Source organism: Variovorax paradoxus (assembly GCF_009755665.1).
GTDB lineage: Bacteria > Pseudomonadota > Gammaproteobacteria > Burkholderiales > Burkholderiaceae_C > Variovorax > Variovorax paradoxus_G.
This window is the reverse complement of the sequence record NZ_CP046622.1, coordinates 2,735,130-2,749,912: the sequence shown is the minus strand read 5'-3', so window position 1 is coordinate 2,749,912 and position 14,783 is coordinate 2,735,130. Positions and strand designations below refer to the sequence as shown.

General features: G+C 65.2%; 7 protein-coding genes. 3 read left to right on the top strand and 4 right to left on the bottom strand.

The window, feature by feature from the left end; genetic code table 11:
• Positions 1-18: 18 nt before the first annotated feature.
• On the bottom strand, positions 19-1,191 hold the full coding sequence (locus GOQ09_RS12725) for an NAD(P)/FAD-dependent oxidoreductase (RefSeq protein ID WP_157613736.1): 1,173 nt from the start codon (positions 1,189-1,191) through the stop codon (positions 19-21).
• Between the two features lie 85 nt (positions 1,192-1,276).
• Here GOQ09_RS12725 and GOQ09_RS12720 point away from each other — a divergent pair, with 85 nt between their 5' ends.
• From GOQ09_RS12720 to GOQ09_RS12710, 3 genes are all read left to right on the top strand, one after another.
• On the top strand, positions 1,277-2,170 hold the full coding sequence (locus GOQ09_RS12720; protein WP_157613735.1) for a LysR substrate-binding domain-containing protein: 894 nt from the start codon (positions 1,277-1,279) through the stop codon (positions 2,168-2,170).
• Between the two features lie 256 nt (positions 2,171-2,426).
• On the top strand, positions 2,427-3,104 hold the full coding sequence (locus tag GOQ09_RS12715) for a response regulator transcription factor (protein ID WP_157613734.1): 678 nt from the start codon (positions 2,427-2,429) through the stop codon (positions 3,102-3,104).
• On the top strand, positions 3,097-4,563 hold the full coding sequence (locus tag GOQ09_RS12710) for an ATP-binding protein (RefSeq protein WP_157613733.1): 1,467 nt from the start codon (positions 3,097-3,099) through the stop codon (positions 4,561-4,563). Before GOQ09_RS12715 ends, GOQ09_RS12710 begins: the two co-directional genes overlap by 8 nt.
• Here the strand turns inward: GOQ09_RS12710 and GOQ09_RS12705 are convergent.
• The 3 genes from GOQ09_RS12705 to GOQ09_RS12695 form a co-directional block, all read right to left on the bottom strand.
• Entirely contained in the window at positions 4,506-5,771 is a 1,266-nt protein-coding gene (locus tag GOQ09_RS12705; RefSeq protein WP_242631100.1) for an HlyD family type I secretion periplasmic adaptor subunit, read from the bottom strand. The two genes, GOQ09_RS12710 and GOQ09_RS12705, sit on opposite strands and share 58 nt — an antisense overlap.
• Positions 5,772-5,870: 99 nt before the next feature.
• Positions 5,871-7,577: a type I secretion system permease/ATPase gene (locus GOQ09_RS12700; RefSeq protein ID WP_242631099.1), complete on the bottom strand. Its 1,707-nt coding sequence runs from the start codon at positions 7,575-7,577 to the stop codon at positions 5,871-5,873.
• A gap of 67 nt (positions 7,578-7,644) precedes the next feature.
• Complete coding sequence (locus GOQ09_RS12695) at positions 7,645-14,670, bottom strand: peroxidase family protein (protein ID WP_157613731.1); 7,026 nt, start codon at positions 14,668-14,670, stop codon at positions 7,645-7,647.
• Positions 14,671-14,783 lie beyond the last annotated feature (113 nt).

The window sequence follows — 14,783 nt, the reverse complement described above, 5'->3', positions numbered from 1 at the left end:
CCTGTGCCCGGCCTCCGGCTAGATCACGTTCTTCTCGACCAGCGGCCTGTTTTCGAGAATGCGCGCGAACGACACCGGCGACAGGTCAAGGCTGCGGTACTCGCCGTAGCGGATGAGCTCCGCCACGCCCCGCCCCGCCGCGGGGCATTGCTGCAGCCCGTGCCCTGAGAAGCCGTTGGCAAAGTAGAGGTTGTCGCAATCCGGGTGCAGCCCGAGGATCGCGTTGTGGTCGAAAACGTTCATCTCGTAGTAGCCGGCCCACGCGCTTGTCATGCGAATGGCCTCGAACACCGGCACGCGCGCGGCCAGCGCCGGCCAGATGAAGTCTTCGAAAACGCGGTAGTCGACCTCGAGCGGCGCATCGTCGCGGTCCCTGTCCTGCGGCGGCGCAAAGCCGCAGATGAAGCGGCGGCCTTCGGGCCGCAGCCAGATGCCCGAGGTGTCGATGATCAGCGGACACCCCGGCAAGGTGTCGGGACACGAAAAGCTGAACACCATGCGGCGGCGCCCGCGCACCGGCAAGTCGATGCCGGCCCAGCCGGCCACCTTGGCGGCCCAGGCGCCCGCCGCGTTGACCACCACGTCGGCCTCGAGTGGGTCGCCGATGTCCAGCTCCACGCCAGTGAGCGCGCGGCCGCTGCGCTGCAGCCCGGTCGCCTTTGCCTGCACATAGCGCGCGCCCTGTGAAATGGCCTTCTTTCGAAACGCCTGCAGCAGGCTGTAGCCGTCGTACCAGCCCTCGCCCGAAAGGCCCAGCGAAGCCAGCGCGATGCCTTCGGTCGAAATCCACGGAAACCGGGCTTTCAGCTGTTCGGGCGTCATCAGGACCACATCGACACGATGCGCCTTCTGCGTTGCATGGTTCTCCCGCAGCACCTCGACGCCCTCCGACGGGGCCAGGTACAGGTACCCGGGCTCGACCAGGCCGATGTCGGGCACGTTGTCGCCCACGCGCAGGGTTTCGCCAAGCCGGCGAAAAAATTCGATGCCGTAGAGCGACATCTCGATGTTGATGGCGGTGGAGAACTGCTGCCGGATCGAACTCGCCGACAAGGCCGACGACGCCTGCGTGTACGAGAAATCGCGCTCGACCACGGTCACGTCGAACGGCTCCTCCGACGGGTCCTGGTTCAGAAAATAGGCAATGGCGGAACCGATGGCCCCGCCGCCGATGATCACCACACGACGCATGAAATCCCTTTCTTGCTGCTCGTCCACAGGTCCATTCTTACAAGCGCCGGGAAAAACCGCGAGGCCCGCACGCAGAATAGCAACGATGAGAAAAGACATTCCCAATCTGGGCGCACTGCAGGCCTTCGAGGCCTCGGCGCGCCTGGGGAGCTTTACCCGCGCGGCGGCCGAACTGGCGCTGACGCAAAGCGCCGTCGGGCGCCAGGTGGCCACGCTGGAGCAGCGGCTGGGCGTGCCCCTGTTTTCGCGCGTGCGCCGGCGGCTCACGCTTACCGACACCGGCCGCGAATACGCCGCGCGCATCCGCCGCCACCTGGACCAGATCCGCCGTGACACGCTCGAGATCAGTGCCGGCCACGACATGGGCTTTGTGCTCGAAGTCGCGGTGGTGCCCACCTTTGCCACCCAATGGCTCATCCCGCGGCTACCCGATTTCAGCCGGCAGCACCCCAACATCACGGTCAATCTCTCGGTGCGCACGCAGCCCTTCTCGTTCCAGGAAAACGCCTATGACGCCGCCATTTATTTCGGCGACCAGTTCTGGCCCCGCACACAAGGTGGGCTGATCTTTTCCGAAGGAGAGATGGTCCCCGTGTGCAGCCCGGCGTTCCGCGATGCCAATGGCCCATGGAACGAAGCGGCCTTCGAGCGTTGCCGCCATGTGCACCTGAGCACCCGCGCACACGCCTGGCGCGACTGGTATGCGCAGCAGGGTTGGGAGTACACCCTGCACGCCTCGCGTGGGCCGCGCTATGAGCTCTTCACCATGGTCACCGCCGCTGCGGCCGCCGGCATGGGAGTCGGCCTGGCGCCCCGCCTCCTGATCGAGCGCGAACTGCGAACCGGCGAACTCGTGGTGCCGATAGACCGGCACCTGGACGTGAGCCAGGGCTATTACTTTGCCTATCCCGAAGGCCCTCCCGCCTCCGGCGCTCTGGAGCACTTCAAGGGCTGGGTGCTAGGCCTTACGCCCGATTGAGTAAAAGATATACGAAAAAAGTTGCTATTTCATGTGCCCATCTATACATTGATACCCAGGTTGCGTACCGCAACACCGCACCGGTCCCGCGGCCGCCCGCGCAAGAAGGCGCCGCGAAGCTTCCGGCGTCGAAAAGCAAGATCAATCGGCGTAGGAGACAAGAATGGCATCGAAAGCAACCTTTCGCCGCGAGCTCTCCTCGTCGAATCCGGCCCCACGCCCGCGCTGAACGGCATTTGACTCAAGACGGTGCCATATGCGCCTGCTCCTGGTCGAAGACAACGAACTGCTTGGAAGCGCGGTTCACAAAGGCCTGGTTCGCACGGGCTACGCAGTGGACTGGAATCGCCTTGGAAAAGACGTTCTCCCCTCGCTCGCCTCCTGCACCTACGACTGTGTGCTCCTTGACCTTGGTTTGCCCGATGTCACCGGAGACATATTGCTCAAGAGCATCCGAACGCGCGGCATTCCCATTTCGGTAATCGTGATCACAGCGCGCTGCGGCATCCGGGACCGGGTGCGCCTGCTGGACATGGGTGCCGATGACTACATGGTCAAGCCGCTCGACTTGGACGAAGTGGCTTCCCGGGTGAGGGCTGTACTGCGCCGGGTCAACGGCAAGACGCCGACCGCCGCCGAGCCGGAGCATGGCCCGCTGAAGCTGCACCCCTCCCATCGCATGGCAACGCTGCATGGCAATGTCGTGCCGCTGACCAACAAGGAGTTCTGGCTCCTGGAGATTCTGGTGCGCCGAAAGAAGCAGGTGCTTTCTCGCGCTCAGCTCGAGGAAGCGCTCTACACCTACGACGTCGAGGTCGAGAGCAACGCGGTGGAGGTCCACGTTCATTTCCTCCGGCGCAAGTTCTCGCCCAAGCTCATTCTCACGGTGCGAGGCGTCGGCTACCAACTCGGGCCCGAGAGCTGGAATGAATAAGCGGTCGGGCGCCCCGTGGTCCTTGCGGCGCCGGCTGGCGGCGATCGTGTTCTTCGTGTGTGCCGCCACCCTGCTGGCCGCGGCCGCCGCCATGTACAGGGCCGACCACCTTTCCGACAAGAAAGTGCTCGACGCCCGCCTGGTGGCGCTGGCACATACGGCACTGGCGTTCGCCGAACACGAGATCGCCGAGATCTCCGCGGAGGGCCACGACGACGGTGTGCACGAAACCGGCGACACGCTCGGCACGCACTATCACTACCAGATATGGTCGCCCAGCGGACGGCTGCTTCTTCAAAGCCACAAGGCCCCCTCGGGCGTCCCGATGCGGCCGCTGGCAGAGCGCGGCTTCGGCAAGGCAATCGTGGATGGCGAGAGCGTGCGGACTTATTCCGAAGCAGCCAAAAAGGGCGGCATGGTCGTCCAGATCGCGGAGCGCGTGGGCTACCGCATGGGCGCAATCGGCACCATCACCAGGTACTTTCTTTCCTATCTGGCGATTCCGCTCATCCTGATCTTCGTGAGTGCCTGGTGGTTCCTCAACCGTGCACTTCGATCCGTCGAGGGCTACGCTTCACAGCTTCGGGAACGCCAAGCGCTCGACCTCACGGAACTGAATGCCGTGGACCCGCCTACCGAACTCAGACCCATGGTCGATTCGATCAACGCATTGCTCGACCGCTTCAGGAAGGCGTTATCGGTCGAACGCGACTTCACCGTGATTGCGGCGCACGAGATGCGCACCCCGCTGGCCGGCCTGCGCGCGCAAGCCCAACTGGCCTCCACGCTTGCGGATTCGCCGCAAGAACTGTCGGCTTCCTTGCGGCATCTGATGTCGGGTATCGATCAGGCCAGCTACCTTCTCGATCAGCTGCTCGACCTCGCGCGAATCGACAGCCTTGCGGCGACCGGGGCGCACACCCTGAACCTGGTGAACCTGGAAGAGGTCTACAGAGACGTGATGGCCGACCTCGGTCCTGCGGCGGCCCAGCGCGAGCTTACGTTGCGAACGCGGTTCGAGGTGCGGGAGCTGATGGCCGAAGAGCTCGGCGTGCACCTCCTCATGCGCAATCTGATCGTCAACGCGATCCGCTTCACCCCGGTCGGCGGGCGAATCGAGATCGGCAGCGCACGAAGCCGCCAGACGGTTGTGCTCACCGTCGACGATTCCGGCCCCGGCATTCCCGCCAGCCGGCACGCGGAGGCGTTCCAGCGCTTCAATCGGCTCGGCCGCGTCGACGGGCACGGCGTCGGCCTCGGGCTGTCGATCGTGCACGCGGTGGCCGAGGCGCATCACGCGCCGGTGCGCCTGCTCGAGTCGCCGCTGGGCGGCTTGCGGGCCTCGGTCCGGTTTCCCGCGGCAGCTTCGGGAACATCGGCGCCCGAGCGGAGCGAAGTGGTTCACATCTGCCTCGCCGCCCTGCGCAATGTCGACGTGATGGGGTCCAGAAGATACTGAAGCGCGGTCTGGAATCCACCGTCGATATAGACCTCGGCTGGCATTCCCGCCTGCATCTTCAAATCGCCCACCGCCTTCACCGACTCTGCGTCGGCCAGGATCGAAACGCTGTAGTACGGCATCTGCGTGGACTTGTCGGTAAACCGGTCGCCCGATACATAGGTGACCTTGCCCGCCACCATCGTGGCATTGCGGTACTTGAACGCGGTGAACTTGATGCGGGCGTGCTGCCCCACCAGGACGTTGTTCACTTCTTCAGGTCGAATCTGCGCCTCGATCATCAGCGCCGTGTTGCTCGGCACGATCTCGGCAATGGTTTCACCTGGCCGCACGACCGAACCCGGCGAGGTGAACTTCAGGTCGATGATCTCGCCGGCCGCCGGCGCCAGCACCACCTGGCGCGTGGTCGCGTCGTCGGACTTGCGCAGTTCCTGTTCGATCTCGCTCACGCGCGCCACCGTCGTCTTGAGCTGGTCGCTTGCCGAGCGAAGGTATTCGTTGACGATCGAATTGCTTTTGATGTCGGCATCGATCAACCGCCCATGGCCGCGTGCGAGCTCGGAGCGGCGCTCCTCCAGCTTGGAGGTGTAGTCGGCCACCGAGGCTTCCATCTGGTTGATCCGCGCCGATGAAACGAAGCCTTCCTGTACCAGGCCGCGATTGGCCTCGAGGTCGCGGTGCTGCAGGGCCAGCGATTCCTGCGCCTTGCTGCCCTGCGCCTCCAGCGCCCCGATTTCCTGCTGCACCCTCTGGCGCAACTGCCGCATCAGCGCTAGCTCGCTCTGCAGCGAATGGCGGCGCGCATGGAACAGTGCCGATTCCTTGTCCATTGCGTCCTGCAGGCGCGTGTCCTTGCGTGCTTCCGCCTGCAGGCCTTCAGAGAACACCAGCCTGTCGGCGCGGCGCTGCTCCGCATCCAGCCGCTCCAATGCCGTGCGTTCTACCGCGAGGCGATAGGTGAGCCGGTTGCGATCGGCGTCCACCCCCACGTCGCCGATGACCACAAGGGGCTCGCCTTCCTTGACCACTTGTCCGTCGCGAACGAGAACCTGCCTCACGATGCCGCCTTCCAGATGCTGGACGGGCCGCCGGTTCAAGTCCACCTTGACATGCGCCGGTGCCACCACCGCCATTGCCAGCGGCGCGAGCCCGACCCACGCTCCCAACGGAATGACGATGCCCAACACCGTCCACAGTCCCATGCTCATGAGACGCCTGATCTGCTGTTCGCTGGTCTTTTGTTTCGGTGCCCTGCCGGCATGCGGGAGCGCTTGTGCGTGCGTCATATGTTCCTGCCTTTCCGGTTCTTATGCCGAGCGCTCGCGTTCACGCTCGCGCTCACGTTCGGCGACTGCGGCCTGCGATTGCTTCTGCATCGCCTTCATCACCTCGCCGGCCGGACCGAACTGCTTCACATGTCCGGCCTCGAGGATGAGGATCTTGTCCACGTGCGCGACCAGCGAAGGGCGGTGCGTCACCACGATGGAGGTCACACCCTCGGCGCGCAGGCTGCTGAGGGCGTGCGCCAGCGCAATTTCGCCCTCCGCGTCCAGGCTTGCATTCGGCTCGTCGAGCACCACCAGGCGCACATCGCCATACATCGCGCGCGCAAGCGCAATGCGCTGGCGCTGCCCCGGCGACAGGCGCGCTCCGGCCTCGCCGATGGGCGTGTCATAGCCCTTCGGCAGTTGCAGGATCATGTCGTGCGCGTTGGCCCGCTTGGCGGCCGCGATCACCGCCTTGGGGTCGGACTTGGAGAGCCGGCCGATGTTGTCGGCGACCGTGCCGTCGAACAGCTCCACGTCCTGCGGCACATAGCCGATCCATGGGCCCAGTTCGCTGCGCGGCCATGACGAGAGATCGGCGCCATCCAGCCTGACGGTTCCGATGGTCGGCTGCCAGATGCCGGTCAGAAGCCTCGCCAGCGTGGATTTTCCCGCTGCGCTGGCCCCGATGATGGCCAGTGCCTCGCCGGCGGCGAGGTTCAGGGAAACGCCGGTCAGCGCCAGCTTTTCGGTGCCCGGCAGACGCAGCGATACGCCCTCCACACGCAGTTCGCCCACCGGCCGGGGTAGCGACATCTGCGGCTCGCCCTTGTCGAAGTAGCCGCACAGATCGCGCAAGCGGCGATAGGCGGAGCGCGCTTCGTTCAGCACGCGCCAGCTGCCGACGATCTGCTCCACCGGCTGCAAGGCGCGGCCGAGCAGGACGGTGGTGGCGATCATCACGCCCGCCGAAGCCGACTGCGTAAGGACCAGGTAGGCGCCGATCGACATCATCATGACCTGCACGCCCTGGCGCAGGAACCGCGACGCGGCGCTGAACATCACGCTCGAATGGCTGCTAGCGCCTTGCAACGCCAGCGCTTCGTCCTGCTGCTTGCGCCAGCGGCCCAGCAGGCGCTCGGTCATGCCCATGGCCTGCAGCACTTCCGCGTTGCGCAGCGAGCCCTCCACGTAGCGCGACGCGCTGCGCGTTTCCTTCTGCACCGCGTCCAGCGCCTTGCGGCTCATCCGGTCGTTGAGCCACGCCAGGCCGATCATCACGATGGCGGCGCCTGCGGCACCCAGGCCCAGGGCCGGGTGGAAGAAGGCGATGACGGCCACGTAGACCACGATCCACGGCGCGTCCATCAGCGCCGTCAATCCGTTGGCCGAAAACAAGCCGCGCAGGGTCGCGATGTCGCGCATCGCGTCCGGCCGCGCGTTCAGCGGCGAGCGGGCCATGGCGGTGACGACCGCGTGCACCACCGGCGGCGAGAGCCGCTCGTCGACGATGTTACCGCTGAGGTGCTGCAAGCGCAGCCGCACGTAGTCGAGCACGAACAGAATGGCGAGCGCAGCCCCTACGCCCGCCAGCAACACCCACAGCGTCTCGCGGCTGTTGGTGGGAATCACCCGGTCGAACACCTGCAGCATGAACAGCGCAGGCACCAGGTACAGCAGATTGATGACAAACGAGAAGAGCGCCATGTTGAACAACAGCGGCTTCATCTTGGCCCAGATCGGCTTCATGTTCTTGTCTCCTCCAGTATGCGGAGCAAGGCGCTTGCGCGCCCCGCTCCGCGCCTTGCTACGCCGTTCAGGCGAAGTCGAAGTTGGCCGCCACCACCGCCGCATTGGCGCTGAAGGTGCCGATCAGCGTCAGTTCCCCGGCCGACGTCTCCCCGCCTCCGGCCTGCACCCATTGCCACAGCGAGAAGCTGTTGCCGTTGGTGTCGTTGATGACCAGCAGCGCGTCTTCTCCGGCGCCCGCGGTGATGGCGAATTCGGCGTTGAATGCCGCCGAAACCGCTGCCGCGTTGCCGAGGTTCGCCGTCGTCACACCTTCACCGCCGGTGCCGGTCAACAGCAAGGCTTCGATGTCGCCGTTGCCCTGTCCGACCGTGACATTCACCGTGCCGCCGGAACCGTTGCCCGATGCGAACAGGAAGTTGTCGTTGCTGTTGCCGTCGTCCCAGGCCGTGTTCAGCGCCCCGGTGAACTCGATGCGGTCGTCCCCCGCCGCGGTAGGCCCGTTGGCGTCGAAGTTGCTCACCTCGTCTCCGAACTCGTTGACCGCGCTGAACCTGAAGATGTCCTGGACGTTGTCGTTCGCCGCCCCCGAGTTGATGATGTCGGCTCCGATTCCACCAATGAAGATGTCGCCTCCGGCACCGCCGTTGATGGTGTCGTTGCCCGCTCCGCCATTCAGCGTGTTGGCTCCGGCATTGCCCGTCAGGTTGTCGCTGCCCGATCCGCCGGTCACGTTCAGGATGCTGGCGATCGACGTGAAGCCGGACGCCGCACCCGTCGCCAGGTTGACCGTGACAGGCGTCGCCGAGGTCCCGTACGACAGCGTGTCGGCGTTGCCGCCGAGGTTGGCGCTGATCGATTCCACGCCCGTGACGGTGGCGCCTTCGAATCCGGTGATGGTGCCGTTGTAGACGACATCCAGCACATCGTTGTTCGCCACGCCCGTGATGTTCAGCGTGTCGTTGCCGCCGCCGCCGTCGATGGTGTCGGCGCCGCCGCCGATCGCGTAGGTGAAAGTGTCGTTACCTAGGCCGCCGTTCAGGACATTGGCGGCCGTGCTGCCGGAGATGTTGTCGGCGCCGCTGCCGCCGGTGAAGTTCTCGACAGACACCAGCACGTCGGAGTTGGCCGCATTGCTGCCCGAGCCTCCGACGATGATCGGCGCCGCGCCGCCCAGGTTTACCGTGAGTGCCGCCGTGTAGGCCGAGTAGTTGGCGGTGTCGGTGTTCGCGCCGCCGTCGAGCGTGTCGCGCACGTTGTCGACCGTTGCGCTCAGGGTGTCGTTGCCCGCTCCACCGCTCAGCAGGTTGGCGACGCCGAGCCCTGCGGTTCCGCTCGCCGTGAGCGAATCCGCGAAGGCGCTGCCCACCAGGTTCTCGATGCTCGAGAGCGTGTCGCTGCCCGCCCCTCCGGTGGCCTGCGCCGCGGCAATGGCCAGCGACACCGTCACTCCCGCCGTCGCAGTGGCATAGCTCGCCGTGTCGTTGCCGCCGCCGCCCGTCAGCACGTTGTTTCCGGCGTTGCCCGTGAGCACGTTGGCCGACCCGTTGCCGGTGCCGTTGATGTTGCCGGTGCCGAGCAAGGTGAGGTTCTCGACCTCCGCATCGGTGATGGTGTAGGTGACGGTCGACTGCACGGTATCCGTGCCGCCGCCCCCGCCCTCTATGACGGTATCGGTTGCGCTGTCCACCAGGAAGGTGTCGTCGCCCGCGCCGCCGTTCATTGCGTCATTGCCGACGCCTCCGTCCAGCGTGTCGTTGCCGTCATTGCCGTTCAGCGTGTCGTTGCCGATGCCGCCGGCCAGCACGTCGTCGTCGTCCCCGCCGTTGAGCGTGTCGTTGCCGTCACCGCCCAGGAGCGTATCGATGCCCAGGCCGCCGTTCAAGGTGTCGTTGCCGCCGAGCCCGCTCAGCGTGTCGGCCAGGTCGCCGCCGCTGATGACGTTGTTCAGGGCGTTGCCGGTTCCGACGAACGGGTCGGCATCGATGCCGGTGTACGTCAGGTTCTCCACGTTGGCGACGAGCTCCAGCGAGTACGCTGCCATCTCGGTCTCGACTTCGTCCGTGCCGGCCCCCGCCGCTTCGACGACCACGTCGGCCAGGTCATCGACGACGTACGTGTCGTTGCCGCCCAGGCCGACCATCGTGTCGGCGTCGACGCCGCCGTCGAGCACGTCGTTGTCCCCAGCGCCCGAGCCACCCACCAGCAGGTCGTCGCCGATCCCGCCGCTGAGATTGTTGTCCCCGGTGCCGCCGAAGATCAGGTCGTTGCCGCTGCCGCCAATGATGACGTCGTCGGTTTCGTTTTCGCCCGCGATGAAGTTGTTGGCGATCGAGGCCGCCAGGTTGATGGTGCGCCCTCCGCCCGTGGGGTCGAGCCGGCTCACCAGGTAGTCGTCCGCGCCGAGCAGGTAGCCCTCGAAGGTGGTATCGCCGAAGTTGATGCGCTCCACGCCGGTGCCGGCCGTGTTGCCTGTGAAGTGGTTGGCGACAGTGACCGTCTGGCCGTTGAAGTTGAGAACCAGGCTACCGTTGGCGGTGCCGGTGTTGTTGTCCGCGGCATTGAGCCCGGTGATCGGGTTGAACGTTCCGGCGACAGGATCCAGCACGCCCGGCACGATCACGATGCGGTCGGCGGTGCCGCCGCTCGTCGCGCTGACGCCTTCGTTGATCGTGTCGCTGCCGTCCGCAAGGCCGAAGGTGTAGGTGTCGTCGCCCAGGCCGCCGTTGAGCACGTCGTTGCCGATGCCGCCGTTCAGCTGATCGTTGCCCGCGCCGCCGTTGAGCGTGTCGGTGCCGGCGCCGCCGATCAACACGTCGTTGCCGCCGTTGCCGTTCAACGTGTCGTTGCCACCGAAGCCCAGCAGCAGGTCGTTACCTTCGCCGCCGTTGAGCACGTCATTGCCGTTGGTGCCGGCGACGATCGTGAGGGTGGCATCCGTGAACTGCAGGCGTTCGATGCCGCTCAGCGTGTCTGTGCCTTCGATCGGGTCGCTCCCGATGTCGGTGACCGTGAGCCTGCCGTCGGCGGTGGAACCGAAGGCGTAGTTGGCCAGCGGCCCCAGGTAGGCGACCGTGTCGATGTCGGCGACAGCGTCCGCGTCGGACTTGATCGAGCGGACGATCGCCAGCTGGCCGGGGTTGATGGTGCCCGCGAACATCGAGTTGACCAGCGTCTTCATGCTGCTGTGCAGCGAGATCGGGGTGCCGGTATGGTTGGGGTCATTGGCGGCATAAACGCCGATCTGCACGTCGAGCCACTTGTCGCCGTCGATGATGTCGTCACCGCCGCGGCCCATGATGAGGTCGCTGCCGTCGCCGCCGAGGATGATCTCGCCCGCCATGAAGCTGGTCACTCCGGCGCCCAGCACGGCCTGCAGGCCCGCGATGCGTGCGATGCCTGCCGCGTCGAGCCTGCTGCCGGTGTAGCCTTCGGTGCCGCCTTGTGCGAACGGAAGCCGCTCGTCGGCAATGGTGTCGGCGCCTGTGAGCACGTCGTTGAAGCGCGTGCCCGAAAGGCCTTCGACCGATTCGTAGGCATCCAGCGTTCCGTTCTGGGGCGGCGCAGGGTTTTCGTCGAACACGATGCCACGCGTCAGGTCGGCGTCGACAAAGGCTGCGTTGTCCTTGTAGGTCACCCAGTCCCAGCCCGACATGCCGGCCAGCTTGCCGCGGCCGGGGCTCCCGACCATGATGTCGTCGCCGCCCTCGGCAATGAACTCGTCGAAGCCGCCGTCGCCCAGGAACACGTCGTGGCCGACGATGCCGTCTTTTGCAAAGATCTCATCGAAACTGTCCCCCGGCGCGCCATCGAAGGTTCCGGTCTCGATCCAGTCATCGCCTTCGTTGCCCAGAATGCGCTCAGCGTTCTTGCTGCCGAGGATGAAGTCGTTGCCTTCGCCCGCGAAGACTTCCGATCCCGCATCGGTGCCCAGCACGATGAAGTCCTGACCCTTGCCGCCCATGATCAGGTCGAGGCCCGGCCCACCGTGGACCACGTCGTTGCCGTCGCCCGCCTTGATGTTGTCGTCGCCGCCCAGGTCCCTGACGATGTCGTCGCCCGAACCCGCATTGATGATGTCGTTGCCGGCGCCGCCTTCCAGGTTGTCGTTGCCGCCATCGCCGTGAATGGTGTCGTCGCCCTCGCTGGCAATGATGATGTCGTTGCCCTCGGTACCGCCCAGCACCACGTGCTGGTCGCCCGTGTACTTCAGGTAGTTGGTGTCCGGCCCTACGGTTGCGGGGTTGTTGCGAACCACCAGCGGCGTCAGGATGCCGCCGCCCACCGGATCGGTGCTCTCCAGGTCTCCGTCGCCGTCCAGGTCGTTGAACTGCCTGGTTATGTCCACTTCGAGCGCCAGGCCCGGGGTTGAGAACACGTCCGACGGCAGGTGCGTCGCGTTCGTGTTGGTCATGATCATTTCAGCGAACGAGTTGTTCTCCATTTCGCCGAACAGGTGCAGGCCGTCGAGCCGCTGCAGATAGTAGAAGCGGTCGCCGTTCTGCAGGCTCTCCATCTGGTTCTCGAACACGAAGTTGAAGGTCGAGCCGAGCATGCCGCCGAACGGAAGAATCTTCTCTGCCAGGCCGCCGATCCACAGGTCGACATTGTCCAGGCCGGTGATGGTGACTCCGTTGGCGTTGCTGGCCCAGGCGCCGGTGCCGTTGAGGAAGTCGACCGCGTCCTCAGGCACCAGCATTCCCCCGACCGAAGCGCCCGTGATGATCGTCAGCGCTGCGTCGCGCTTTCCCTCGATCGTGGTCTGGCCGGTAATGAGCTGGTGCGTGCCGTAGGCGGCAATGAAATTGATGATCGACGCTTCGTGCTTGAGATTGCCCGCAAAGTCGACCCAGCTGTCGTAGGGCCTCAGCTCGGCGGCGTTGTTGGTTGCGTTGTAGAACTCGCGCCGGGCGGCGTTGAGCGACGGCACCCCCGTGTCGCGGCCCCGGGCAAGGTTGATGGTCGCCAGGTCGAGCGGAAGGCCCAGCAAATTGTTGCGCAGCGCGCTGGTCACGAACTCGTCGATCTCGTTGCCCACCTGCCGCGTCATGCCGCGGATGATCGCGCCGGCGGCAATGTCGTCGGTGATCGCGTGCCCGGCGTCGAACGCCACCGGATTGAGGAAGCCCTCGATCAGCCCGATGTCTTGCGGGTTGAAGTTCGGGTCGAAGCGATCGATGGTCTCGGTAAGCATCGAGTGGCCGAAGCGATACACCACATGCGCAAACTCGGCAACGATCGAAGGATCGATGGTCACGTCGAAGCCGTCCGGAACAACGAACGGGTTGATCTGCGGCTGTACCTTGCGCGCAAACTCCTCGAACACCAAATGCTGGTATTGCATTTCGGTGGTGAACTTGGCGGATTGGAACAGCCGCTCGCCGTCCCAGACCAGCGTATTGAGGTCCGCCGGCACGGCCGCGACGTCTTCGAGCAGCCATTCGTTCAGGAACGCCAGGTCCCCGCCCGCCGCGGTCGAAAGAATGACTACCTTGTTGTGCTCGACCATGCGGTTGTGCTCGGCATGGAAGACATGGTGAACCGCGGTCAGCCCAATGTTCTCATTCACGCGGCCGTCGCCGGCGATGAAGTGGGCGTCGAGCAATTCGTTGTCGTACTCGGTGTCTCCGTTGCCCGGATTGCCCAGGCCGATGGTGATGTCGCCGTCGGCGATCTTGCCGATGGGAACGGCTTCATGCGCGATGTCGGCCAGGAAGGCATGGCCGGTGCGAAGCGCAAGCGCGGTCGTCGGATTGACGGGGTTGGCCGGCGTGCCGGAGACCACGATGTCGTCGGCCGTGTTCGGAACGCCGTCGACGCCGATGCCGGTAATGACCTGCGCGAAGCCGGTCACAGGGTCGGGGATGAAGTTGCCGTACTGGTCTGTTCTGAGCAACGGTACGCTGCCTACATCGAAGTCGGTCAGCTGGATGCCAAGCAGCAGCGCTTGCGCCTTGACTTCGCCCCACGTCGCCATGCCGCCGTTCGCGCCTTCGATGAGCTTGCCGGTGGCGACGGGCGCGCCCTGGTCGTTCAACTCGTACTGGCGCAGGAACACCTGGTGCGATGAATGCGAGGTGTAGGTCTGGTTCTGGTCGACGAAGGCGGTGGTGGTGTTCACCGGCCCGACATCGTCGGCCGTTCCCATGACGCCATCCTGCCCGGCGGAAACAGTGGCGCGCGTCAGCACCATGAAGTTGGTGTTGCTGCCCGGAACGTAGAGCGGATCGTCCGGCTGCAGGGGAATGAAGACCGTGCCGCTGCCGCCCTTGTTGACGAGGTCCAGGCCGTGATCGAAGAACTGGCCGAACAGCGTGAACCATGAATTGAAAGAGGCCGAGAGGCCGACGTCCGGCGAAATGTTGGGCAGGCTGACGTTGTCGCCTTCCATCGCGATGCCGTAGGGCTCGAGGGCAGCGTTGCGCACTGCACGGGCGTCTTCCAGCGCGGTGACCGTCAATGCATGTGCCGCGTCGGCGTCGGCCGCCGCATCGAGGGCTGCCTGCTCTTCCGGCGTCGGAGGCGTGTTGGGGTCTCCATCACCGAGTTCCTCCGCATCGGCCCGGGCGTTCTGCGCAATGACGCGGGCCTGGTATTCGGCATCGGAAGCGGGCTTGAAATCGTTGTAGATGACGGTGACGGCCGCAAGGTCGGCCATGGAGTTCGCCGAACCGGCACGGTCGAGCGCCGTCAGGATCGCGGCCGGGTTGCCCAGCGTCTGGTCGACCAGCAGGTTGGAGATGGTGCGCAGGCTGGAGTCGAAGACCAGCGAGTTCGGGTTGTTGCTCGGGGCATAGGTCGGCGACGTCGGCATGGCGGGCGCGGGGCCGGGCCCGTCGGGGTCGAACGGCGTGCCATCGGCGGGCCGGTACACCGGGTCCATCAGCGACGGGAACTGCTGGTCCGCCGCGCCCCACGTTTCATGAAGCAGGTTGTTGTACGTGCCATCGACCGTACGCAAACCCCAGCTGACGTTGTATGCGGGCACCAGGCCTCCTGGTCCGAACAACGGCTGCCCTGCGGCATGCGCCTCCGAGATCTTGATCTGGGCAAGGATGAACTCGAGGTCTGCTTGATTGACAGTGACTGACATGACGCTGCTCCTCTGTGTGGTGGGACTGGTTGAAAGCGTTGTTTTCGCCAGGGTTGAGTCTTTGCCTCGACTCTTAAGATTTCCTTAAGTAATTGGTAGTAATTTCAAGCCAC

What these genes read in the sequence shown, in the direction of transcription:
- GOQ09_RS12725 (WP_157613736.1), bottom strand. Translation starts at nt 1,191, where the DNA reads ATGCGTCGTGTGGTGATCATCGGCGGCGGGGCCATCGGTTCCGCCATT.
- GOQ09_RS12720 (WP_157613735.1), top strand. Translation starts at nt 1,277, where the DNA reads ATGAGAAAAGACATTCCCAATCTGGGCGCACTGCAGGCCTTCGAGGCC.
- GOQ09_RS12715 (WP_157613734.1), top strand. Translation starts at nt 2,427, where the DNA reads ATGCGCCTGCTCCTGGTCGAAGACAACGAACTGCTTGGAAGCGCGGTT.
- GOQ09_RS12710 (WP_157613733.1), top strand. Translation starts at nt 3,097, where the DNA reads ATGAATAAGCGGTCGGGCGCCCCGTGGTCCTTGCGGCGCCGGCTGGCG.
- GOQ09_RS12705 (WP_242631100.1), bottom strand. Translation starts at nt 5,771, where the DNA reads ATGAGCATGGGACTGTGGACGGTGTTGGGCATCGTCATTCCGTTGGGA.
- GOQ09_RS12700 (WP_242631099.1), bottom strand. Translation starts at nt 7,577, where the DNA reads ATGAAGCCGATCTGGGCCAAGATGAAGCCGCTGTTGTTCAACATGGCG.
- GOQ09_RS12695 (WP_157613731.1), bottom strand. Translation starts at nt 14,670, where the DNA reads ATGTCAGTCACTGTCAATCAAGCAGACCTCGAGTTCATCCTTGCCCAG.